Below are 23404 nucleotides of genomic sequence, written 5' to 3'. Positions count from 1 at the left end.
GTGTCGATGGTTTACCGCAAGTTAAAACTTGCCCCCTAGGCCCGGGGCGAGTTCACGCGACCGGGAAGGCGTTCTTCATGTCCATCGCCGCGGCGGCAGATCGCGCCGCCCCTGCCGAGACTAGCCCGCAGGCCAGCGCGCGCTGGCCGCTGTGCGGCGCGCTGGCGACAGTCGCGCTGGCGGCGCCGCTGTTCGCGCTCGGCGGCTGGCTGGCGCTGGACAGCCACCCGGCGATCCTGTTCTACGCCGTCCCGATCGTGGCTGCCGAACTGGCGGTGATCGCGCTGGCAATCGCCGACGGCTTCGACATGCGCGCCGCCCTCGCCCGGCTGGCGCCCGCCACCCGCGCGGGCGCGGCGGGCTGGCTCGTCGCGATCGCGCTGGCCAATCTCGCTATCGCGGCGCGGCCCGGTGCCGCGCTGCCCCTGATGCTGACAAGCGTGGTCCATGCCCTGTTCGGCCTCGCGCTGTGGGCCATGCTCGGCTCTGCCTGGGCGCACCGGCGCAAGTCCTTCCTGCTCGCCGCCTGCGCGGGCGCCGCGCTCTACGGCGCGGTCTTCACCGCGATCGTCGCGGCCGAGTTCGGCAACCCCGGCTTCAACTGGGTCGGGGTCGGCATCGGCATTACCAATATCCGCCAGCTCGGCTTCTACGGCGTGCCGCTGGCCGCGATCGCCCTCGCCCTGTCGTGCGGGGCGCGCGGCCGCGGTGCGGCGCTGGCGACGGTGGGCGGGGCCTTCGGCTTCTGGCTCACGATCGTCAGCGGCAGCCGCGTCGCCCTGGCGGCGGGCCTGCTGGCCATGGCCGTCGTCGCCGTCCTCCTGCCGAAAGGGCAACGCCGCGGGTTGGCCGTGCGCGTGCTGGCCGCGCTCGCCGTCGCGGTGCCGGCCTCGTACCTGCTCGTCCCGCACGAGGCATGGGGGCTCGACCGCATCCTCAGCCGCGGGCTCTCGGGCGACGGGATCTACCATTACACGTCGGGCCGCACGGCTATCTGGCGCGAGACCTGGGCCGCGATCGTCGAACGGCCCCTGCTCGGCCATGGCGAGGGCCAGTTCCGCGCGCAAGTCGAAGCGGGGATGGGCGCGATCAACCACCCGCACAACGCCCTTCTCCAGTTCCTCTACCAATGGGGAGTGGCCGGCACGGGCGCGCTCGCGCTGATGCTGTGGGGCACGGGCCTGAACCTGCTGCGCTTGGCGCGGCGGGCCGGCGACGGCGAACGGGCCGCGGCCGTCGCGCTGACCGGGCTGGTCGCGATCGCGATGCTCGAAGGGGCGCTCTATCACGCCTACCCGGTCATGATCGTGGTGACGTGCCTGGCCCTGCTCAACACGGGGCGACCCGAAGGGCACCGCACGGGGGCGGCGCCTTAGCAAAATAATTAACTTTCCCAATTATTCACCACGTTGAGAGGGGCCATCGTCACCATGCGCCGGCGGCTCTTTCGGATGATTTGAAACCAAGGGGTCACGCAATGAGCGCATTCGGCAGGAAGAACGGTCCAGGCGGAATGGCGCCCGGCAGCCGCCCGTCGTTCGGCGTGGCCCGGCCCATGAAAGGCGGCGAGGCGGCGCGCCCCGCCCCGCCTCCCGGCGGCGAACAGTTCCCGCCCCTGCCGGGCGAGGAAGCCCCTGCCCCCAGCGAACCGGCAGCCCCGAACAAGGCCGACGCGATGACGCGCCTGGCGGATCGCGCCAACGCGATCCACGAACAGGCCGAGATCGGCGGCTTCGAGGCGAGCGTCCACAAGATCAAGGAACAGGTCCTGCCGCGGCTGCTCGAACGGGTCGATCCCGAGGCGGCGGCGACCCTGACCAAGGACGAGCTTTCCGAAGAGTTCCGCCCGATCATCATGGAAGTGCTGGCCGAGCTCAAGGTCACGCTGAACCGCCGCGAACAGTTCGCGCTGGAAAAGGTGCTGATCGACGAGCTGCTCGGCTTCGGCCCGCTGGAGGAGCTGCTGAACGATCCCGATGTCTCCGACATCATGGTCAACGGCCCGGACCAGACCTACATCGAGAAGAAGGGCAAGCTGGTCGTCGCGCCGATCAAGTTCCGCGACGAACAGCACCTGTTCCAGATCGCGCAGCGGATCGTGAACCAGGTCGGCCGCCGCGTCGACCAGACCACGCCGCTGGCCGACGCCCGCCTGAAGGACGGCAGCCGCGTCAACGTGATCGTCCCGCCGCTGAGCCTGCGCGGCACCGCGATCTCGATCCGCAAGTTCTCCGAGAAGCCGATCACCCTCGACATGCTCAAGGAATTCGGCTCGATGTCCGACAAGATGTGCACCGCGCTGAAGATCGCGGGCGCGTGCCGGATGAACGTCGTCATTTCCGGCGGTACCGGTTCGGGCAAGACGACGATGCTGAACGCGCTGTCGAAGATGATCGACCCGGGCGAACGCGTGCTGACGATCGAGGACGCGGCCGAGCTTCGCCTGCAGCAGCCGCACTGGCTGCCGCTGGAAACGCGCCCGCCGAACCTGGAAGGCCAGGGCGCGATCACGATCGGCGACCTGGTCAAGAACGCGCTGCGTATGCGCCCCGACCGGATCATCCTGGGCGAGATCCGCGGCGCGGAATGTTTCGACCTGCTCGCGGCCATGAACACCGGCCACGACGGTTCAATGTGCACGCTTCACGCCAACAGCCCGCGCGAATGCCTGGGCCGCATGGAAAACATGATCATGATGGGCGACATCAAGATCCCGAAGGAGGCCATCAGCCGCCAGATCGCGGAAAGCGTGGACCTGATCGTCCAGGTCAAGCGCCTGCGCGATGGCTCGCGCCGGACGACCAACATCACCGAGGTGATCGGGATGGAAGGCGACGTGATCGTCACCCAGGAACTGTTCAAGTTCGAATACATGGACGAAACCGAGGACGGCAAGATCCTGGGCGAGTTCCGCAGTTCGGGCCTGCGCCCCTATACGCTGGAAAAGGCGCGCCAGTTCGGTTTCGACCAGGCCTATCTCGAGGCCTGCCTCTGACCCCCTGCCGGCCCCGCGCCCGCCGGCAAGGCGGCGCGGCGGGGCCTGCCCCCGATCAGAACCGGAACGCGGCGCCGAGGCGGAAATTGCGCCCGGGCTCGCGCACGCCCGAAACGATGCCGTAATCGGGGATCGCGCTGTAATCGGCCACGCTGGCGTGGGCGATATAGGCCTCGTCGAACAGGTTGTAGACCGCGGCCAGCAGCTCGAAACGGTCGCTGCCCAGCGGCTGCCAGCGGGCGAAAAGGTCCAGCGTGGTATAGCCCGGCTTGTCGATGAACTCGGTCGCGGGCACGTATCCCAGCTCGACGTCGCGGAACAGGACCTCGAGATCCTCGACCCGCTCGAACCGGGTCAGGCTCGCTTCGAAACCCAGCGCGGGCGAAGGATCGAACGTCGCGCTGACGTTCCACTGGTCGCCCAGCGTATTGCCGAGCGCCAGGTGTTCGTAGCCGTTGACCGGGCGACCGTTCAGCTCCGGATCGTAGTGGTTGTAGAACCCGCTGATCCCGAACGCCCCGCGGCGATAGCCGGCTCGCAGCTCGAACCCTTCCGAACGGAACGTGCCGACGTTCTCGAAATAGACGCCGTCCTGCGGGAACGGCCCGCGATAGAGCTGATCGAAGACGACGTCCTCGATCTCCATCGCGTAATAGGCGGCAGAGGCATGGAAGCCGCCGCGATCGTAGGCGAGACCGACCTCGAGATTGCCGACCGTCTCCGGCTGCAGGCCGGGCTGGAGGATCGCGCGGCCCGGGCGATGTTCGAGGGTGAAGGCATCGCCGATCTCCTTGCCGCGGAAGGCCTCGGCATAGCCGGCATTGGCGGTCAGCCCGGGCAGGATCTCCAGATCGGCGCCGACATTGAACGAGACGCCGCTGCTGCTCGTACCCTCGCCGTAAGTCTCGATGTCGAGCGTGTAGTAGTCGTAACGGGCCCCGAAGCTCAGGAGCAGCGGATCGGCCACCTGCCAGCGGTCCTGGACATAGACGCCGACCAGTTCGCCGCTTTCGCCGAAGCGGCCGATGTCCGGGTCCCAGGCCCAGGGCTGCCAGGTCGCCGGCTCGGCGAGGTAGGCGCTCGCGACCGAATCGTTGCGATATGCGACCCCGCCGACGATGTCGTGCGCGCCCACCGCGGCGCCGATCCGCAGGTCGCCGCCCCAGTTCTCGATCTCCGCACCGTAGAGGCCCCAGCGGTCGAACCGGTCGAGCTCGAATTCGGCCCGGGTCCAGTAACCCACCAGTTCCAGCCCCACCGGGCCGCCATCGTCGAAGCGGTAATTGCCGATCACCGTTCGCCGGCTCGCCTCGGCCGGGAACAGGTCGTCGCCTTCCATCACCGGCCAGTTGGGCCGCGCGCCGAACTCGCCCTCTTCCTCCCGCTGCTCATAGCTGAAAGAGAAGCCATGGCCGCCGCCGACATCGCCGCCCAGCTTGACGAAGGCGACGTTCTGCTCCGCCCCGCTGCCCGGAACCCGCTCGCCATGGCCGTCGCGATAGGGATCACGGTCCTGGTGGACGTAGGCGGCGACGATCCCGACGTCGCCGGCCAGCCGCCCGAAGGCCGTACCCGAAAGCTTGTAGCCATCGTTGGAGAACCAGCCGGCCTTGACGATCGCGCCCACGTCGCGCCCCGGCTCCAGCAGGTCGGCGGCATCGCGCGTGCGGAAGCGGATCGCCCCGCCGATCGCGCCGAAGCCCGCGGTGGCCTCGCCCGCGCCGGTCTGCACCTCGACCCGCTCGAGCAGTTCCGGTTCGATCGACACGCGCCCGACGTGGTGGAACAGCGTCCCCTGGACCTGCGCGCCGTCGATCGAGACGTTGAGCTGCGAATCCTCGAGCCCGCGAACGTAGATCTTCTGCGCTATGCCGATCGCGCCCCCGACCGAGACCGAGGGGGTGCTGCGGAACAGGTCGGCGAGATCGTTGGCCTGGGTCAGCTGGACATCGTCGCGGGTGATCGCCGAATCGGTCAGCCTGCCGACCACGACGATCGGGGCCGCGGCAGGCGCGCCCTCGGCGGGTGCGGCGGCTGCGGCGGCTGCGTCCTGCCGGGTATCGCCGGCCTGCGCGGCATCGGGCTGCGGCGTGGACTGGGCAGCGGCGGCGGAGGGAAGGACGATCGCGGCGGCGGCGAGAAGGCTCGCCTTGGACTGGGACATGGGAACCTCGCTTCGGCATCGACGACAGGCCGGATGCGGCCATCGCCGTCCCGCTAATGCGAATGCTTATCAATGGCAAGCGCGATATGCCGCTTTTCCGGCGTGCGCGGCTTTCGCTTCCACGCCGGCCAGCTGCGCCCTCAGTATCCGCTGGCCTGCCCGTCCTTCCGCATCTCGGTCGCGCCGGTGTAAACGCCGCTTTCCGGATCGCGCGCGATCGCCTGGTACCCGCCGAAGGGAATCCCGGTCCGTTCGATCTCGACCTTGTGGCCCATGGCCCGCAGCGCCTCGACCGTGGCGGCGGGGATTCCCGGTTCCACGAACAGCGTGCCCAGGTCGTCCACCGCCATGCTGTGGGCGGCGCTGCCGGCCAGCGCGTCGGTCGGCTGCCGGCCGCCGTCGTGCATCAGGCGCGCCGCGTCGCCGGCTTCCTGCAGGTTCATCCCGAAATCGACCAGGTTGACCAGGACCTGGACGTGCCCCTGCGGCTGCATCCCGCCGCCCATCAGGCCGAAGCTCATGAAAGGCTTGCCGTCCTTCTTCACGAAGGCGGGGATGATCGTGTGGAACGGCCTTTTTGCCGGGGCATAGGCATTGGGATGTTCCGGATCGAGGCTGAACAGCTCGCCGCGGTCCTGGAACATGAAGCCCAGCCCGTCGGCGACGAGCCCGCCGCCCATCCCGCGATAGTTCGACTGGATCAGGCTGACCATCATCCCGTCCCTGTCCGCCACGGTCAGGTAGGTCGTGTCTCCCGGCCCCTCCAGCTGCGGAGCGACCAGGTCGCCCGCGGCAAAGGCCGGCGTGGCCCGTTCGGGATCGATCAGCGCGAACCGCGCCCGCCCGTACTCCTCGCTCAGCAGCTCGGCCGGCGCCGCCGCGAAATCGGGATCGGCGTAGAAGCGCGCGACATCGGCGAAAGCGAGCCGCTTGGCCTCGGTGATGTAGTGCAACACTTGTGCCGAACCGCGTTCCCACTGCGCCAGGTCCACGTTCTTGAGGATGTTGACCATCTGCAGCGCGGCATAGCCTTGCGAGTTCGGCGGCAATTCGCACAGCTCGTACCCGTCGCGGTAGGCGACGCAGGCGACATCGACCCATTCGCTCTCGTGCGCGGCAAAGTCGGCCAGGGTGAACGCGCTGCCCTGCCGGCGCAGGTAATCGACCATGATGCGCGCGGTCTCGCCCTCGTAGAACTCGTCGCGCCCGCCCGCGGCAATACGCTCCAGCGTGTCGGCCAGGTCGGGGTTGCGGAAGATCTCGCCCGGCGCGGGCGGGCCGTCGGCGAACCAGGTCGCCCGGGCATTGGCGAAATCGAACGGGTGCTCTTCCTGCCGCGCCTCGTAGCTCCTCAGCGCGCGGGCCAGGTACATCGCGATGACCGGCGCGACCGGGTGCCCTTCGCGCGCGTAACGGATCGCGGGCGCTAGGTTGTCGGCCATCGGCAGCTTGCCGAACCGATCATGCAGCGCGAACCAGGCGTCGACGGTGCCGGGAACGGTCACCGGCAGGGGGCCGACCGGCGGGATCGACGTCGCCCCTTCGCCCAGCCGGGCCCTCAGCTGCTCCAGCGTCTGGCCCGCCGGCGAACGGCCCGAGCCGTTGATGCCGTGCAGGCGCCCGGTCGCGGGGTCGTAGACGATCGCGAACAGGTCGCCGCCGATCCCGTTGCCGGTCGGCTCCATCAGGCCGAGCGCGGCATTGGCCGCGATCGCAGCGTCGACCGCGCTGCCCCCGGCCTTGAGAATATCGAGCGCGACCTGCGTCGCCAGCGGATGCGCGGTGGCCGCCATCCCCTCGCGCGCGACGACCGGGCTGCGGCTCCAGTCCGCCCCCACCGGCCGCGCGCCCGGCCCGATCCCCTGCGTCGCCGCGGCCGTCGTGTCGGCGACATTGGCCGCGTCCTCCGCCGCCACCGGACAAGCCGCCAGGACGCAGGCACCCATCAATGAAATCAACCGCATGAACGCGCTCCCTTCTCCGCAATCGCAAGAGCGCTAGGCCACCCCGCCCGCCGACGAAAGGGGGACAGGCCAAAAAAGACCGGGGGCGGCCGGGCTGCTATCGGGGCCTGCCCGGCCGTCCGGTCCGCGCGAAGAGCAGGCGACGTGCATTCGCGCAGGCGGAAAAACCGCCCGCGCGTGATCGCGGATCAGCAGCGGGCGACCAGCGAGACCTGCCGCTCCGCGCCTTCTCCTGAGCCGGCGAGCACGGCTTCGGCGCGAATGAGCGGGCCCCATTCCTGCACGATCGGCCCGGCGGGACGGCCGCGATCGGTCCATTGGCCGCCGATGTTCATCCGGGTGGCGGACCAGTTGGTATTGTCGCGGATCACGCTGATGGTCTGCACGTGATCGGCCCGGGCGAGGACGAGCGTGAGGCCCACCTCCTCGATCAGGAGGCGCGCGGGTACGCCGTCGGTCGGCGTCATCGCGCAGTCGGCGATCGGATGAACCGTCGTCTCGCCGCCGAAGGTCAGCTGCGCGGTGCCGGCTTCGGGCGCGGTGGTCGAGGCAAGCGTCAGGGCAAGGGTAAGGACAGTGGTAAGCATGGGGGTTCTCCTGCTGGCCTGGTGGGAAGGCCGGCTACGGCTGGGCCGGGCACTCGCCGGCGAGGCGGAAGCCGGCGGTATCGCCGCCGACGCCCACTTTCCCGCGGGCCGTGAGCTGTCCGTCGGCCCCGAGGTCCATGGCCCAGCCATCCGCCGGCCCGCCCCGGTTGCTGACGTCGTAGCCGTCGCTGCGCGACAGCGTGGCGGAGATCGTCCCGCCGGCGCGGCGCATATCGATCTCCAGCCGGCTGCCCGGGTTGGTCTCGAAGACCACGCCCAGGCCCGCCAGGCCGCCGCCGCGGTCGAAATCGCAGCGCGTGATCGTGGCGGGAACGGTCGGATTGGTGCCGACCTCCAGCGTGATCTCCCCTTGTGCGGTGACGGTGATCTCGCGGGCGGGCTCGGCGCGCCGCGACGGCTGCGTTTCCGGGCGGTCGCCAGCCGTGGAGCCGGCCCCCAGCGCGGGGCGATCGGGCATCCAGGGCGAAGGTTCTTCCTGCCCGGCCACGGCATCGAGGACGAATTCCAGCCGCAGCTCCTCCGCCAGGTGCCGTCCGTCCTTCGCGCGCAGCCCGGTCCCGACCACCGCCGCATATGCCCGGCCCGCGACCGGGTTGCGCGGCCTGACCGAGACGATCGTGCCCGAGGGGCTGAGCGAGACTTTCGCTGCGACGGCCGTGCCGTCCATCTCGAGCCGCACGGCATCGAGCGAGGCGGGATCGAGCGCGACGTTGAAGGCCGCGCCGGCAGGGCTGTCGAACGCGCCCGCCCCCGTCTCGCCCGACGGCCAGCTGGCAAGCGGTTCGAGCGGAACGCTCAGCTGCACCGGCAGCATCGTCGTGCGTTCCGCCACCCCGTCGTGGGCGACGATCGCGAAGGCAGCGCGCGGGCCAGGGCTCAGCGTGAGCGGATCGGGGGTGTAGCGGGTATCCGAAAGGAAGTGCGCGAGCGTGGACCACTCCCTGCCATCGGGCGAATAGCGGACGGAATATGTCGTGGCCTCCGCCGGGCCCGCCCCGGCCGTCCACTCGAGAGCTTCGCCCGCGCGGTAGCTGGAACCGGGGGCGTGGGACGTCACGCTCGGGCTGTCCAGCTGGCCCGATGCGCGCAGCTCGCCGATGACCTCGGCCCCGTTGACAAGCGCGATCCGGGCCGGTTCGCCCGACAGCGCCAGGGTGACCGCGAAAGGCCAGACGGGCTCGTCCGATGTCGGTGGGCCGACCTTGGCCCGCGCCAGCACGGAACCGGCGGCATCCTCCACGCGCAGTTCGAACGGTCCGTCGCCCGACAGCGGGTCGCGCGGCCCGGGCACGCCGACCGTGGGGAGGAACTGCGCCTTCGTGCCGTCGCTGAGGCCGGAGACCAGGATAAAGCGCCGATCGCCGTCCGCGCCGTCGAATGTCACGCTGGTGGCGATACCGTCGGCAGAGCCGCGGCCTTGGGCAAGCGGATTTCCGCCGAGCGCCGATAGCGAACCGGTATGCGCGCCGGCGTTGCGCAGGATCGCCGGCACGCGCTTCACCAGCCAATCGTACTGGTCGCCATCGATCCAGTATTCCCTCCGGTGATCGTAGGCGCAGGGGAACATCAGGTTGCGCATCGGGGTGCGCGACTGCGCATTGCCATATTCGGAGGATTTCTGCCAGCCGGTCGTACCGTCGAGCGCGATGCGCATGCCGTCGATCCCCGGCGCTTTCCTGTCCCGGTAGGCGTCGCACACTTCCGCCCGGTGCTCGCGGCCTTCCACATAGGGCGTGTGCGGAAGCGCGAAGACATGGCCGAACTCATGCTCGATCAGCGGGGCGGTGACGATTCCCGGGACGACCCCATCGGGCAGCGGGCCGCTGCTCATGACGATCATGTTCCGGTTCTCCCGGTTCGCCAATCGGAGTGCTGCCAGGTCAGGCGCGGGCAGATGGGCCTTGGCCGTCTCACCCGGCCTGGCGATCAGCGTCGAAGGCTGATCGAACGGCGCATAGGTTTTCCCGGCCCCTCCGAGACTGGGGGGATGGTAGGAGACGATGACATGAGCGACCGATCGCGCGGAGACATGCTCGTGAAACAGTCTGAACAGCGCCATCATGTCGCCCGCATTCTCGTCGCACAGTTCCCTGTCGAAGATCCTGGGTAGTTCACAGATGGTGCGCGCGATATTGTAGCTTCCCTGAAAACGCCCCACCACGCGAGCGATCGGAAAAACCTGGTTCATGTACGTCTGCTGCTGCTGCGCGGCCAACAGCGCGTAGTGGCGGGTTCGATCGTCGGCGCCTTGCGACCACTCGGCATGTTCGGCGAGGTAATAGTCGAACACGAGGAGGTCGCTGTGTTCGGCAGCGTACTGCATGGTGTGATCCACTTTCGCCGGTTCGGGATCGGCGGTTTCCGGATAGGGGTTTGCCGGCTTGACCTTGGCGGTGAAGTGCATCGGCAGCGAGCCCGAGGTCGGCGTCCAGTCGAACAGGTTCAGGGCGTGCTTTCCCAGCCGGCGTTCTTCGTCCGAAATCAGGTCCGGACGGCGCGCCCGTTCGGCAATTTCGGGAAAGACGGTGTTGTCGTCGAGATCGGTGATCTCGGCCACGACAGGATAGTTCAGCACCTGCCAGGCGGGATCGATGTCGTCGCGTTCCTCCCATTCGACGAAGATCCGTCCGGCGGCGGGCTTGTCCTTTATCAGGGGCGCGTCGCGGGAAACCTGGTGGATCTCGAGCCGCAGCTCGTCGGGTTCGACCAGGGTGGAGATGGACATCCGGTAATCGCCGGCGAGCATTTCCTCCTCCAGCCCGCGAAGGCCCTCTTCCCCCGACATGACCTCGATGTCGTAGACCGTCCCGCTCAGTAGCGGCTCGACCGGCCTGACCCGCACCCGGTCGGGCGCGACGAGGGCAAGGTCGGTGGCAACGAAGATCGGCCCCCCGCCCGCGTTGCGGGTGGTCATGAAGACCGTGGTTTCATCGAGGGTCGTCGTTTCGATCGGGGCGTCGAACTCGATGTAGAAGTCCGCGCCTTCGAGAACCACGTTCTCGCGCCCGCTTTCGGGCACGGTCTCGACGACCTGGAGAAACTCCTTCTCTTCGCACAGCGTGAGATCGAAGAGATCCTCGGTCGCCGGCGTTCGCTCGAGAGTGAAAGTCGCCTCCAGGTGCAGTTCTTCCAGCCTGCCTTCGCGCTGCCGCTCGTAATCGAAGGTCTGGCCCGCCACCGGGGTGACGACCGAAACGAACCTGCCCGAAAGGTGCAGCGTGAAGCTGTCCTGCGTCCACTGCGTGACGATCGTCGCAGGGTTCGCCGCTTCCGCCCCGTAGACGGGGAATACCCGCATGTCGGGGCGACCTGTCGCGGCCAGCCGGTTGTCGAACGACACGGTGGCGAACCGCGCGCGGGCCTCCCTCGCCTCCAGCCCGTGAACCGCGTCTATCCGCCGTCCCGAAGGGCCGCAGGGGATCGTCCCGATGTGTATTTCCGAGAAGGTGTCGCCGGTCCGGTGGCGGTGATCGTGCAGGACGATCCCGAAATAGCTGCTGTCGCGATAGCCCCTGCGAACGAAGACGGCCTGGCCCGCCATCTCGCCGTCCGCTTGCGAAACCGAGCTGCCGGACACCCGGCCCGACCACGACCCGACGAGGCGGTCGCCGAAGCGCACGTCGTAGCTGTCGCGGTAAGGCGAATTGGGATCGCGCGCCTGCGCCTGGGCCGGCGAAGCGGCTGCGAACAACTGGAACAGCAGCCCGCAGGCCAGCACCAGGGCCGCGAGGCCGTGTCTGTGCAATCCCGGCATCAATCGCTCTCCATCATTCTCGTTCGGTCGGCCCGGCAGGCGCCGCGATCAAGCGCTTTCGCGCAGCGCTGTGTCGAACGTCCCCTCGACGGCGACGCAATCGTTCCTGTCCGGCTCCGAGAAGAAATCGGCTTTCCGGCAAAGGTTGGCGGAGTAACGGCCGCTGGCCGAGGCGGCGCCTTGCTCGAACGACACCGCGTCGAGCACGACCTGCGGCGCCGACGCGCTCCCCTCGCTGTGATAGAACGGCCCGTCCGTGCCGCCCGGCCAGTAGGAGATCGTGGCCCCGGTAACCGGCGCGGAGGAATCGCTGCCGGCCAGCGTGAACTCGACGGCGAGCACGTTGTGCATGAACCCGTCCGCCGCGGGGTCGTGCGCCTGGATCTTCACGCTCTTCACCGCGCCCAGGTCGCGAAACTCGGCCGTGGAGGACCCGTGGGCCGCGCTGTCCACCGTTTCCCCGCGATAGGCCACGTCGCCGATCGTGGCCTTGAGTTCGCCGATCCCCGGCTGCCGGGCCGCGGCGCCTTCGCTGTCCGCCGCAGGCTCATCCCCCGGCTCCGATCCGGGCGAGCAGGCGGCAACCATGCCCAGCGCGATCGCACAAAGAACGGGGGCGGAGAGTTTCAAAGGCAAAGTCATGAGAGAAGCTCCTTGGTATGGCCGGCGGGATCAGGGAAAGGACCAGCCATCGTGTTCGATGCGGAAGATGCGCAAGGGCGCGCCGGGCTGCGCGGGATCGGCGCGCAGCCGGAACACCGCGGTGTGGCGCCGGCCGAAGTTGACGATCTCCACGTTCACGGTGACCATTCCGCGAAACATCGGCTGGTCCGCGTCCGCGGTCGGTTCGCCATAGCTGCCGTCGAAATCCTGCGCGCCGAACAGCGGATCGGCCTGGAGCGGGCGCGAACGCATCGCGGCCACGACATCGGCGGCGAAATAGGCCGGCGCATTGCGGGGATCGAGGGGATGACTGGCGGCGGCGGCACCGGGGCCGCCGCTGGCGTAGAGGCGGCGCACGAGGTTCACCGCCTCGGCGATCATCGCGTCACCGACCGGCGCCGGGGCGGCCGCGTCCGGGCCGTCGGGCACGAGGTAGCGCTGGCGAACCCAGCCGGCCTTCGACAGGTCCGCCGAACGCATCAGGCACCAGCTGGGCGGCAGTTCCTCGCGCTGGGCCCGGGTCAGTTTCTCCTGCACCCCGGCGATCAGCAGCGGCACGCAGGTCACCTGGCGCAGGTCGCGCGCATCGTGCGCGAAGCTGTCGATCACCGGATAGCCGGTTCCCGGCCCGACGCGCGCATTGAGTACGTCGTCCGCCGCGACACCGGTCACGCGCCAGGCATCGGGCCCGTGCCCGTCGATTTCGGCGTTCGCCGGGAAAGGGGCGCATGCCAGCCCCGTCGCGGCCAGCCGCAACAGCCACCCGCGCGCGGTCATTGCCCCAGTTCCCGCGTGCTGATCGCGCCGACGGCGTCGATGGTCGCGACGGCCGGGCGCGCACTTATCCCATCGCCCGGCAGGTTCTTCAGCCGGACATGGGAAAAGGCGGCGTAGGGGCCGAAGCCCGCCGCGTCGATATCGACGCCCCCCCGCGGCCCGTGAACGCTGCCGACCGGCTCCCACGTCTTTCCATCGACGCCGACTTCGACCGACAGGCGCGAATGCGCGTCGCCGGTGAAGATCCACAGATCGCTCGCATCGTCGCCGCTGCCGGTGAGGACATTGTCGGTGAAGCGCACGACCATCTCGCCCCCGGGCGCCAGCGCGACGACAGGGCAATCCCCGCGCGCCGCGCACGGGGCGCCGCCCGCGCCATCGGGTGCGCCCAGGACATTGCCCTGGCCCTGCACCGCGCGCGAGAGCCCGCGGCGATCGCCCGGCCGGTAGGTCACCACCGCGTCGGCAAACGACCGCTCGCCCATCGGGAAGCGGATCTCGCGATCGCCGCCGATGCCGGGGTAGGCCTTCGGCCCGCTCTCGCGGCGCACGATTTCCGGTTCTTCCCCCCTGCTCCGGGCCGCCTTGATGCACGTCGCATCGCCGAGCGCGCAACGGGTGACCTTGCGCGCCTCGCGGTCCACTTTGCCCTCGATCTCCCCTTCGACGGCACGCTCGGCGCGATCGAGGAGACGGTCGAAAAACTGCGCTTGCGCGGGCGTGGCGATCGCCGCCACCGCGATGGGCGCAAGCAGACGGATGGATAGGCGCATGGCGTCGTACTCCCTGGAAAGTCCGGCCGGCCTCGCCGCGCCGGGGTGCGACGTCGCGATCGCTCGCCCCGGAACGGAAAAGGGCCGGCGTGCTATTGCTGCTCGACGGCCGCCTCGATCGCGTCGAGGTCGAGGCTCTCGACCGCCTGCTTGAGATCGTCGATGTGGACCCCGCGGCCTTCGGCCGAGACCATGACCCGGTCGGCCACCAGCACGTTGTATTCGCTGCGCCGCGTCGCGCTGTCCCATTTCTCGCCGGTCATGCGGCCGTTGACCTTGCCCAGCCGTTCGTAACCGGTCGCGGTCTGGCGATCGCGCTGGACGTTGAGGCTGGCCGTGACCGCGGAAATCCCGCCCATCGGCGCCACGTCCACCAGGTCCAGCCGGGCCGTGGCGTCGCCGCTGCCGTAGCGCGCCTCGGCCGAGGAGCCGAGCCCGGCACCGAGCGAGGCGTGCTCGATCTCGGCCAGGGGCAGACCGGCGAGGGTCTTGGGCAGGATCGCGGCCAGCGACTCGGCCGAAAGCGCGCCCGATGCCGAGGCCACCGGGCTCTTCAGCGCGGCTTCGGCGCTCTCGGCGATCGAGCCGCCTGCGCCCTGCGGGTCGAGGCCGGCGCCCGCCGCGCCGCCATTGTCCTCGAGCATCTCGATCAGCCCGCCCAGCCCGGGATCGGGGGTGACCGACGGGTCGGGTACCGGGCGCACGACGTTCGCCAGCGCGCCGAGGACCAGCCCGACCACGATCATGGCCGCGACCAGCACCGCGGTGAAGACGAGCGCCTTCTCGCGCGGCACGTCCATCAGCACCGGCAGGCCGCGGTAGAGCAGGTAGAGGCTGTAGAGCCCCAGGATCGCGAGGAACGACAGCATCGGGACGAGGTGGACAATGCCGACGACCCAGGCCGCGGTGGCCGCATAGGCCACGACCTTGAACGCCCTGGTCCAGTGGGCCGTGCCGCCGAACCGGGGCGCCAGCAGGTTGACCACCCAGGCGAAGACGAAGAGGCCGGCCAGCGTCAGAACATATTGCACCAGCGCGGAAGAAAGCGCCGCGCCGAAGGTGGGACGATAGGTCATCCCCAGCACGGAAATGCCGAACAGGAGGGAGCCGATCATCGCCGCAAGCGCCGGGACGGCCGCGAGCGGCACGACGTAGCGGGTGAAGACCGCGCCCACGCCATCCGGTTCCCCGGCAATCCGTTGCCACTCGGTGCCCGGCGCGGCCAGGATGTTCCTGACCCGCGCCGCCAGCTTTGCACGGCCTTCGGCGCTTGCCCAGGCCTCCACCGATCGGTCGCCGGCACCCATCGGACCGGTCGCGGGCGGCATCGTCCCGTCGTCTCCGGCATTGGTCTTCGTCATCGCGTTTCCCCATTCGCATCGCGCCCGATCGCCGGTGCCGCGCGCCGTCGTGCGCGCGAATGCCCGGCGCCGGGCAAATGCCCCCGCGCCCCGATCCGGGCCGCGAGGTTCCGGGGGGCGGAATAGGTCGCCGCGGGTCGCGGCGGAAATAGTGCAGATGCCCTATGCCGGGCGGCGACGCTCAGCGATTGTCGCGGCCGACGAGCGCTGCAAGCTCGGTCTTGTTCGAAACGCCGAGCTTCTCGTAGACGCGCGCAAGCTGGTTGCGGACCGTCGAAGGCGACGATCCCAGCCGGCGGGCCACCGCCTTGTGCGTCAGGCCCGAGCCGAAGAGCCGGGCGACTTCCCGCTCGCGCGGGGACAGGCGCTCGAGCGCGGGGGTCGCGACCAGGTGGACGAAGTAATTGCGCCCGAAGGGGACCATCTTCGCCTGCAGCGCCACCCCGCCCCACCGGCCCTCCCGGTGCAGCGCCTGGACCACGTCGGCCGGCAGCCCCCCGCTCCCCGGCCCCCATTCCTGCATCGCCAGTTCGACAAACGGCCCTTCGACCGAGATCACCGCGCCATCGGGATCGACGAGGCCCATCGCCTCGCAGGGCAGGTCGCCGCGCGCCTGCCCCAGGTCGCGACTGATGCGTAGCGCCTGGGAGAAATGCGGCATCAGGACCTGCTTGAGGCCGCGCTCCGCGTCGGAAAAGGCGCGCGGGCGATCGTCGGCGCACAGACCGACGAAACTGACATAGCCGTCGGACCGCTCGGCCACGATCGTCGCCATCATGTGCGAGGCATCGAACCTGCGCCAATGCTCGTTATAGGCGAGGCTTTCGCGATAGCCGGGGACGTCGTCGAAGCGGGCCGTGGTCCCGAGCTTTTCGAGCGTGAGATCGCAGAAACCGTCCTGGTGCGCGACCGCCTCCCACTCGCCCAGGATGGCATGGCTCTGGTCGAGAACCGAAAGATCGTTGACGAGGCGCCCCTCGGCCTGCCCCCCGCCCCAGACGGCGAAGTCGAACGGCACGATGTCCTGCAGGCGCCTGAGAACGCGTATCCTCAGCTCGCTGGGCGAATATTCGGCGGCGTCATGGTACAATTCCAGCAGAAAATCCGCCATGTTCCAGGCGGCCCCTTGCCCGATTGCTGCCCCTTGCATCGAAACCCCTCGCGTTCCCCGTTTCAACGACTCCGCCCCGTCTACACGACATCGGCGCCGATGGGAAAAGCCAACGCGCCCGGCAGCCGCCCGCCCCGTCGCCATGGTGGCCGACCGCAGGCGAGGCGTATCGCTCCGGCAGTTGACGCTCCGCAGCCGCCGTCATAGGCCCGGCATCCACGGCCGGGCACGCCCATCGGGGCCCCGGGCACCCGTATCGACAGGGGAACAAATGCAACCGGTCACCCTCTACGGCGCGCCGCATTCGCTCTACACGGGCAAGACGCGGGCATACCTTCGCAAACAGGGCATCCCCTATGTCGAGCGTGCCGCGGATAGCCGGTTTCGAGCCGAGATCGTCCCGAAGATCGGTCGCGGAATCATACCCGTCGTCGAACTTCCCGACGGCACCATCGTGCAAGACACCGTCGATATCCTGGACCATTTCGAACGGGCCGGCGCCAGGATCAGTGCCTATCCCCCCGGGCCGCGACAGCGGATCCTGGCGCACGTGGCGGAGCTGTATGCCGTGGTCGGCCTCACCCGCCATGCCATGCATTACCGCTGGAGCCATGCCGACCGGCAGGACCGTTTCCTGCAGGATGCCTTCACGGCAGGATCGGGGGCGGACCAGGCAGCCAAGGTGATGGCTCGCATGCAGTCCTATCTGCCGATGTTGGGCGTCACCCCGGCTACCGTCCCTGCGATCGAGGCTTCCTACCTCGAACTGCTCGACCTGCTGGAGGCGCATTTCGCCCAGCACCCCTACCTGTTCGGGGGAGCGCCCTCGCTGGGTGATTACGGACTGCTGGGCCCGCTGTTCGCGCACCTTGGCCGCGACCCGGTTCCCGCGGACCTGATGAAGCGACGTGCGCCGAAGGTCTATCGCTGGGTTGAACGGATGAATGCGCCGGACCCGGATATTCCGGAATTCGGGGACTACGCGGCGACCTACCTCGCCGGGGACGCGATTCCCGAGACGCTCGAGCCGGTATACCGCCACATGGCGTCCGAACTGTTTCCCGAACTTGCCGACAAGCTGGCCATGCTGCGCCAGTTCGTCGCCGACGCCGACCCGCAAGAGGGTGCGCCGGTCACCGAGAGGCCGCACCGGCGCATCATCGGTTCGGTCGCAACCGTGTTTCGCGGGATCGCGTTCGAAAGCGGCGTGCAGCCTTACGTGCTCTACCTGTGGCAGCGGGTCACCGATGCTTTCGAACAGCTCGAGCCCCCGTCGGCGGCAGCTACGCGCGAGTGGCTGGATAACGCAGGCCTCGCCCCGCTGCTTGACCTTCACCGTCCGATCCGCGTGGAACGCAACCAGCACCTCGAAGTATGGGGCAGGAAGCTCTAGGACGGGGACGTTGCGCAGATAGCGGCGAACCGAGGATCGACCTCGGCCAAGTCTAGAACGCGATCGCGGCTTCCAGCCTTGCACGCGTGATGAAGCACCTTCTCCATGGCGACGACGATGGGCTCCAGGGCCTTCTCGACGCCGAACTTCGCGATCGTATCGGCGCAAGCTTCATGGGGTACACGTGGCACGACAGCGTTCCGGAACAAAAGGCGTTTGGGCATCGCGGAAATCGGCCCACCGACAATGAGGCCCACGATGATAACTTTGGCGCGGCCTACAGCCTCAACATATCCGCGCTCGACTATGCCCGGTTTGTTCGCTTCCTCATCGAAGAGCATGCCGCCGGTAGCCCCGCGGCCACTGAAATGCTCGCAATCCAGACGTCGCTGCCGGCAGAAGAAGGTGAGCTGCATCGTAGCCTGGGCTTCCCTGTAAAAAGGACGGATCGCGGCGTGCGCTACTATCACTCCGGCAACAACGGCGACTTTCGCGCCTATGTGCATCTCCACGCCGACCAGGGCGATGGCATCGTTCTGCTCAGCAATAGCGATCGGTTTTTTCAATTCCAGCCTGGCTCAGCGGATCGTCGTGTTTCTCAGAGATGCATGGTTTCGGGTTTGAGGAAAGCCACGACGAATGCGCAATGGCGAATGCCCCGCCTCGGACGCATGAGCCTTGATGCGAACTCGGTAATCGGCTTGGCACACAGCCTTGTCGACCGAAAGATCGCCGGCTGACTGGGTCGAACGCTCCTCGCTCACCCAGTCGCGAAAGGCCGATCGGAAGCCGTGCACCGTGTAAGGCTCCTTCATCTCGCGCAGGAGCTTGGTCAGCGTCATGTCCGACATCGGCTTGAAACCGTGCATCCCGGGAAAGACCAGCGGACAGTTGCGGATGCGCAGCTCCGCGCAGCGCTTGATGATCCGCGCGGCCCTCGCGCATAGCGGCACGACATGTTCGCGGCCGGCCTTCATCTTCTGCGCAGGGATCGTCCAGAGACCGGCTGACAAGTCGAATTCGTCGAACTCGGCATGGCGCACCTCGCCCGAGCGCGCCGCGGTCAGGATCGCGAACTCCAGCGCCAGCCGGCTGTAGCTCTCGCGCTCGCGAAGGCGCGGTACGAACGCCGGCACCCGCGAGTAGGGCATGGCCGCAAAATGCCCTTCCTTCTTCGGCTGGCGCGGCAATCCCTTGGCGATCGCCCGCATCGGCGTCTCGTCGGTGCGGGACGATCTCGGCAAGCAAGCCCAGGAAACTCCTAGACTTTTCTGGAAATCACCGGATCGCGAGGAAAAGGCGCGGTGGCGGAGAGGGAGGGATTCGAACCCTCGGTACCCGTAAGGGCACAACGGTTTTCGAGACCGCCCCGTTCGACCACTCCGGCACCTCTCCGCACGAGAATGCGCTGTGGAGGCAGGGCCTCCGGCCGCGTCGGGAGCGCGCCGGTTAGCGGAGCGGCCATGGCTTGCCAAGCCCCAAGTTGGAAGATGGCGGGGGATGGCGCGCCGGGCATGCTTGTTTCGCCGAAGCGAAATCCTATATTTCCCGGCGCAATGGAACGTTCGCAGTTCTTTTCCGCCCAGGCGGGCCGTTTTATCGAAATGCCGCGACATGCCCGTGCCCGTTTCGGCATCGGCGACGTCGTGCGCCACCGCATGTTCGATTTCCGCGGCGTCGTGTTCGATGTCGACCCGGTCTTTTCCAACAGCGAGGAATGGTACGAGGCCATCCCCGAGGATATCCGGCCGCGGCGCGACCAGCCGTTCTATCACCTCCTCGCCGAGAACGAGGATTCGTCCTACGTCGCCTATGTCAGCCAGCAGAACCTGCTGCCCGACGCGCAGGGCGGCCCGGTGGACCATCCGAACGTCACCGAACTGTTCGAGGATTTCCGCAACGGCCGCTACAAGATGCGGCGTTCGCTGACGCACTGATCGGCGGGCCCGACCGCGCGGGCGAAACCGGCGCGGTCAGTCCTTCAGCTTCCAGCCCGAGCGCAGCACGCGGTAGCAGAAATAGGCCAGCGCGAGGTTGAGCAGGCCGAGGCCGATCGCGCTCTGCACGATGGCCGCGTCGCTGTTGCCGATGTCGCTTTCCCCCAAGAAGCCGTAGCGAAAGCCCGAAATCACGTAGAAGAACGGGTTGGCGCGGCTGATCGCCTGGAATACGGGCGCGAGATTGTCGATCACGTAGAACGTGCCCGAAAGCAGGGCGAGCGGCGCGACCACGAAATTGGTGATCGCGGCGTTGTGATCGAACTTTTCCGCCCAGATCGAGGTCAGCAGCCCCATCAGGGCCAGCATCGCCGCCCCCATCAGGCCGAACCAGACCACGGCCCAGGCGTGCTCCACCGCCAGGCTGACGCCGGGGTAGAACGCCATGGCCAGGGCCACGGCACCGCCGACCATGACCGCGCGGGTCACGGCCGCGCCGACGATGCCGGCCATCAGCTCCCCTTCCGACAGGGGCGGCATGAGCAGATCGATGATCGTGCCCTGGATCTTGCCGCCCAGCAGGGTGAAGCTGGCATTGGCGAAGGCGTTCTGCATCATGCCCATCACGATCAGGCCCGGCGCGACGAAGGTCGCGAAGGGCACGCCCAGGACTTCGCGGCCCGAACGGCCGAGCGCGACGCTGAAGATGACGAGGAACAGGAGCGTGGTGACCGCCGGGGCCCAGACCGTTTGCGTCTGGACCTTGAGAAATCGGCGAACCTCCTTCATATAGAGGCTCCACAGTCCGATGCGGTTGATCCCGTCGAACACGGGCACTCCGCGAGGCGGAAACCGGCGAGCTTCGCCGGCATTTTCCTCCACGAAGGAAATGCCCCCATCGTCGGGCGAACTGGCGGGTGTGCGGGCTTGATCGGCCATTTTGGGCCGACTAGTGCTCGTGGCTTCCGCTGGCAAGCCGCGCCCCATGGAATTTGTTGCGAATGGAATTCGAATGAGCTGGACCGACGAACGGATCGCCACGCTGAAGAAGATGTGGGAAGGCGGCGCCACTGCCAGCCAGATCGCCGACGAACTCGGCGGCGTGAGCCGCAACGCCGTGATCGGCAAGGCGCACCGCCTGGGGCTGAAATCGCGCCCCTCCCCGGTGAAAGCCAACGAACCGAAGAAAGCCGACAAGGCGCCTGCCGCCAAGGCTGCGCCGAAGAAGGCCCCCGCCGCGCCGCGCCCGGCCGCCAAGGCGGCCGATGCGCCCAAGCCGGCACCCGCGCCGCGCGCCGCACCCGCCGGACAGGGCGGCAACGCGTCGCAGCCCCTGCCGAACACGGGGACGGACTTGCCCAAGATCGTCTCCGTCGGCCCGGGCGGCTTCCTGCGCCAGGGGCCGGGCGACCAGCAGGCGCCGATCCCGCCGGCCCCGCCGCGCCGCCTGGTGCCGGCCAAGCCGAGCCCGGAGATCGCCGACAAGACCAGCCTGCTCGATCTCAGCGACAAGGTCTGCCGCTGGCCGATGGGCCACCCGGGGGAACCCGATTTCCATTTCTGCGGAGAGCCGGTGAACCCCGGCTTCCCCTATTGCGTCGAACATTGCGGCCGCGCCTACCAGGCGCAGTTGCCCCGGGGTGCGCGCCGTCCCCCGCCCCCGCTGCCCTTCGGCGGCCCGCGGGTCCGCTGACGTTCGCGGGCAGGCCGTGGACGCGCGCCGCGTGACGGGCTGACGGGCGCGGCGCGGATGGCCCGGCTTGCCGCCTCGCTGCTCGCCTTGCTGCTGGCCGCCTGCGCGCCGCCGCAGGAACGCGGCCCGGTCGTGCTCGCCGCGGCCAGCCTGCAAGGCGCGCTCGACGAAGTGGCCGCGCAATGGGCGGCGGCGGGCCATCCGCGGCCCGTCCTGTCCTATGCCGGGTCCCATGCCATCGCCCGCCAGGTAGAAGCCGGCGCGCCGGCCGATATCGTCGTCCTCGCCGACGGCGCATGGATCGATCACCTGCGCCGCGGCGGGCACCTGGGCGCGGACGAACCGCGCGACCTGGCCTCCAACACGCTCGTCGTCGTTCATCCGGGCAGGCGGCCACCCGCCGACGTCGCGCGCGATGGCGCCGGGGGCATGTCGGTCGCCGGGGCGCTCGGCCAGGGAAGCGTCGCGATCGGCGATCCGCAGGCCGTGCCCGCCGGCCGCTATGCCCGCGCCGCGCTGGAGACGCTGGGCCTGTGGACCGCGACCGCGCCCCGCGCGATCGCAACCGACAATGTCCGGGCGGCGCTGGCGCTGGCCGAACGGGGCGAAGTCGACGCGGCGATCGTCTATGCCAGCGATGCCGCCGCCTCGCGCAAGGTCCGCGCGGCCGCGCGGGTGCCGGCCGGCGCCCATCCCCCGATCCGCTATCCGGCCGCTGTCCTCGCGCGCGCTGGGCATCCCGATGCCGGGCCATTCCTCGATCATTTGGTGTCGCCCGCGGCGCGGCAGGTGTTCCTGCGCCACGGCTTCGCCCCGCTCCCGAGGGAGGACTGAGCCATGCTCTCGCCCGCGGAATGGGAGGTGATCGGCCTGTCGCTGCGTGTCAGCCTGGTGGCGATGGCGGCCACGCTGCCGCTGGCCTATGCCCTCGCCTGGCTGCTCGCGCGGCGACGGTTCCCCGGCAAGGTGCTGCTCGACGCGCTGGTTCACCTGCCGCTCGTCATCCCGCCGGTGGTCACCGGCTGGCTGCTGCTGCTGGCCTTCGGGCGCAACGGGCCGGTCGGCGCCCTGCTGGACCGCGCCTTCGGCCTCTCGCTCGCCTTCCACTGGACCGGGGCCGCGCTGGCGGCGGGCGTCATGGCCCTGCCGCTGATGGTGCGCGCAATGCGCCTGTCGATCGAGGCGGTGGACCGCCGCCTGGTCGCCGCCGCGCGCACCTTGGGGGCGAGCCGCTGGCGCGCCTTCCGCACGATCACCCTGCCGCTCAGCCTGCCGGGGATCCTCGCCGGGCTCGTGCTCGGCTTTGCCCGTTCGGTGGGGGAATTCGGCGCGACGATCACGTTTGCCGCGAACATTCCGGGCGAAACGCGCACCCTGCCGCTGGCAATCTATACCCTGTTGCAGACCCCGGGCGGGGAAGCCGCGGTCACCCGCCTCGCGCTGATCGCGGTGCTGCTCTCGCTCGCGGCGCTGATGGCCAGCGAATGGCTCGTGCGCCGGTCAGCCGGGAGGCAGGCCCATGTCGTTTGACCTCGCGCTGACCTATCGCGCGGGCGAGCGCGAACGCGAGGTGACGATCGCGACGCCGGCCCGCATCCTCGCGGTCACCGGCCCTTCCGGCGCGGGGAAGACCTCGCTGCTCGACTGCCTGGCCGGGCTGCGGCGGCCGCTGGCCGGGCGCGCCGCGATCGGGGGTCGCGCGATCTTCGACGCCGGGGCCGGTATCGACCTGCCGCCCGAGGGGCGCCGCGCAGGCTATGTCTTCCAGGACATGCGGCTCTTCCCCCACCTCACCGTGCGGCGCAACCTGGCCTATGGCGTGCCGGGCGGCCGGAGGGCGGCCGCCCTGCCCGCCGACTGGCCGGGGTTCGGGGAAGTCGCGCGCCTGCTGGACCTCGGCCCGCTGCTCGATCGCCGGCCGGCGACCCTTTCCGGCGGCGAGGCGCGGCGCGTCGCGATCGGCCGCGCGATCCTGTCGCGCCCGGCCTTCCTCCTGCTCGACGAGCCGCTGGCGTCGCTCGATCCCGCGCGGGCAGAGCGGACGATGGCGATGATCGAGCGCATCGTGGCCCGGATCACCGTGCCGGCCGTGCTGGTGAGCCACGAGGAGCGCGAGGTGGAGCGGCTGGCCGGCGCGGTCCTCCCGCTCGCGTGACATGGGTGGCGGGGGGCGCGGGGAGCGACTAGATCATGGCCCCGGACCAGCCATAC

At 69.2% G+C, this 23404-nt stretch carries 20 protein-coding genes and 1 tRNA gene; 8 read left to right on the top strand and 13 right to left on the bottom strand.

The genetic code is table 11. From position 1 onward, the window contains the following. Positions 1–77: 77 nt before the first annotated feature. Together T8T98_RS03405 and T8T98_RS03400 are read left to right on the top strand one after the other, a co-directional pair. Positions 78–1376, top strand: coding sequence for an O-antigen ligase family protein (locus T8T98_RS03405; protein WP_251104038.1), 1299 nt, complete (start codon positions 78–80; stop codon positions 1374–1376). 101 nt (positions 1377–1477) lie between these two features. Continuing rightward, positions 1478–2995: a CpaF family protein gene (locus T8T98_RS03400; RefSeq protein ID WP_251104039.1), complete on the top strand. Its 1518-nt coding sequence runs from the start codon at positions 1478–1480 to the stop codon at positions 2993–2995. A gap of 55 nt (positions 2996–3050) precedes the next feature. Here the strand turns inward: T8T98_RS03400 and T8T98_RS03395 are convergent, their stop codons facing one another. The 9 genes from T8T98_RS03395 to T8T98_RS03355 all read right to left on the bottom strand — a co-directional run bounded on the left by T8T98_RS03395 (position 3051) and on the right by T8T98_RS03355 (position 16170). Beyond that, entirely contained in the window at positions 3051–5159 is a 2109-nt protein-coding gene (locus tag T8T98_RS03395; protein WP_251104040.1) for a TonB-dependent receptor, read from the bottom strand. Positions 5160–5299: 140 nt separating this feature from the next. Continuing rightward, positions 5300–7123, bottom strand: coding sequence for a gamma-glutamyltransferase family protein (locus T8T98_RS03390; RefSeq protein WP_251104041.1), 1824 nt, complete (start codon positions 7121–7123; stop codon positions 5300–5302). Between the two features lie 188 nt (positions 7124–7311). After that, positions 7312–7710: a hypothetical protein gene (locus T8T98_RS03385; protein WP_251104042.1), complete on the bottom strand. Its 399-nt coding sequence runs from the start codon at positions 7708–7710 to the stop codon at positions 7312–7314. 34 nt (positions 7711–7744) lie between these two features. Then, complete coding sequence (locus T8T98_RS03380) at positions 7745–11485, bottom strand: Ig-like domain-containing protein (protein WP_251104043.1); 3741 nt, start codon at positions 11483–11485, stop codon at positions 7745–7747. 48 nt (positions 11486–11533) lie between these two features. After that, positions 11534–12127 carry a hypothetical protein gene (locus T8T98_RS03375; protein WP_251104044.1) on the bottom strand — a complete coding sequence of 198 codons (594 nt, stop codon included), beginning with the start codon at positions 12125–12127 and terminating at the stop codon, positions 11534–11536. A 30-nt stretch (positions 12128–12157) separates the two neighbouring features. Beyond that, entirely contained in the window at positions 12158–12925 is a 768-nt protein-coding gene (locus T8T98_RS03370) for an SH3 domain-containing protein (protein WP_251104045.1), read from the bottom strand. Beyond that, positions 12922–13698: a hypothetical protein gene (locus tag T8T98_RS03365; protein WP_251104046.1), complete on the bottom strand. Its 777-nt coding sequence runs from the start codon at positions 13696–13698 to the stop codon at positions 12922–12924. Before T8T98_RS03365 ends, T8T98_RS03370 begins: the two co-directional genes overlap by 4 nt. A gap of 92 nt (positions 13699–13790) precedes the next feature. After that, positions 13791–15059: a Yip1 family protein gene (locus T8T98_RS03360; protein ID WP_251104047.1), complete on the bottom strand. Its 1269-nt coding sequence runs from the start codon at positions 15057–15059 to the stop codon at positions 13791–13793. A gap of 181 nt (positions 15060–15240) precedes the next feature. Beyond that, positions 15241–16170, bottom strand: coding sequence for a helix-turn-helix transcriptional regulator (locus T8T98_RS03355; protein WP_251104048.1), 930 nt, complete (start codon positions 16168–16170; stop codon positions 15241–15243). A 271-nt stretch (positions 16171–16441) separates the two neighbouring features. Here T8T98_RS03355 and T8T98_RS03350 point away from each other — a divergent pair, with 271 nt between their 5' ends. Beyond that, on the top strand, positions 16442–17563 hold the full coding sequence (locus tag T8T98_RS03350) for a glutathione S-transferase family protein (protein ID WP_251104049.1): 1122 nt from the start codon (positions 16442–16444) through the stop codon (positions 17561–17563). On the opposite strand, the gene T8T98_RS03345 is transcribed toward T8T98_RS03350, so the two are convergent. From T8T98_RS03345 to T8T98_RS03335, 3 genes are all read right to left on the bottom strand, one after another. Then, positions 17560–18129, bottom strand: coding sequence for a hypothetical protein (locus tag T8T98_RS03345; protein WP_251104050.1), 570 nt, complete (start codon positions 18127–18129; stop codon positions 17560–17562). The two genes, T8T98_RS03350 and T8T98_RS03345, sit on opposite strands and share 4 nt — an antisense overlap. 12 nt (positions 18130–18141) lie before the next feature. Then, positions 18142–18807 carry a tyrosine-type recombinase/integrase gene (locus T8T98_RS03340; protein WP_322295805.1) on the bottom strand — a complete coding sequence of 222 codons (666 nt, stop codon included), beginning with the start codon at positions 18805–18807 and terminating at the stop codon, positions 18142–18144. A 61-nt stretch (positions 18808–18868) separates the two neighbouring features. Then, a tRNA-Ser gene (locus T8T98_RS03335) sits at positions 18869–18958 on the bottom strand. 161 nt (positions 18959–19119) lie between these two features. On the opposite strand from T8T98_RS03335, the gene hspQ reads away from it, so the two are divergent. Continuing rightward, the gene (hspQ, locus tag T8T98_RS03330; RefSeq protein WP_160732194.1) at positions 19120–19500 is read left to right on the top strand and encodes a heat shock protein HspQ; all 381 of its coding nucleotides are present in this window, start codon (positions 19120–19122) and stop codon (positions 19498–19500) included. Between the two features lie 36 nt (positions 19501–19536). Here the strand turns inward: hspQ and T8T98_RS03325 are convergent, their stop codons facing one another. After that, positions 19537–20439: an ABC transporter permease gene (locus T8T98_RS03325; protein ID WP_251104052.1), complete on the bottom strand. Its 903-nt coding sequence runs from the start codon at positions 20437–20439 to the stop codon at positions 19537–19539. Between the two features lie 73 nt (positions 20440–20512). Between T8T98_RS03325 and T8T98_RS03320 the strand changes: the two genes are divergently transcribed. From T8T98_RS03320 to T8T98_RS03305, 4 genes are read left to right on the top strand one after another with little or no spacing between them, the layout of a single operon-like run. Further along, positions 20513–21193: a GcrA family cell cycle regulator gene (locus T8T98_RS03320; protein WP_251104053.1), complete on the top strand. Its 681-nt coding sequence runs from the start codon at positions 20513–20515 to the stop codon at positions 21191–21193. A 57-nt stretch (positions 21194–21250) separates the two neighbouring features. Further along, positions 21251–22027: a molybdate ABC transporter substrate-binding protein gene (modA, locus tag T8T98_RS03315; protein WP_251104054.1), complete on the top strand. Its 777-nt coding sequence runs from the start codon at positions 21251–21253 to the stop codon at positions 22025–22027. 3 nt (positions 22028–22030) lie between these two features. Next, complete coding sequence (modB, locus tag T8T98_RS03310) at positions 22031–22723, top strand: molybdate ABC transporter permease subunit (RefSeq protein ID WP_251104055.1); 693 nt, start codon at positions 22031–22033, stop codon at positions 22721–22723. Further along, positions 22713–23348 (top strand): ATP-binding cassette domain-containing protein, encoded by a 636-nt coding sequence (locus T8T98_RS03305; protein WP_251104056.1) that lies wholly within the window; start codon positions 22713–22715, stop codon positions 23346–23348. Before modB ends, T8T98_RS03305 begins: the two co-directional genes overlap by 11 nt. Positions 23349–23404: the final 56 nt, after the last annotated feature.

It is taken from the genome of Pelagerythrobacter marinus (genome assembly GCF_034375205.1).
Taxonomy (GTDB): domain Bacteria; phylum Pseudomonadota; class Alphaproteobacteria; order Sphingomonadales; family Sphingomonadaceae; genus Pelagerythrobacter; species Pelagerythrobacter marinus.
Note: the sequence above shows the minus strand (reverse complement) of the source record. Positions and strands in the feature narration are given on the sequence as shown.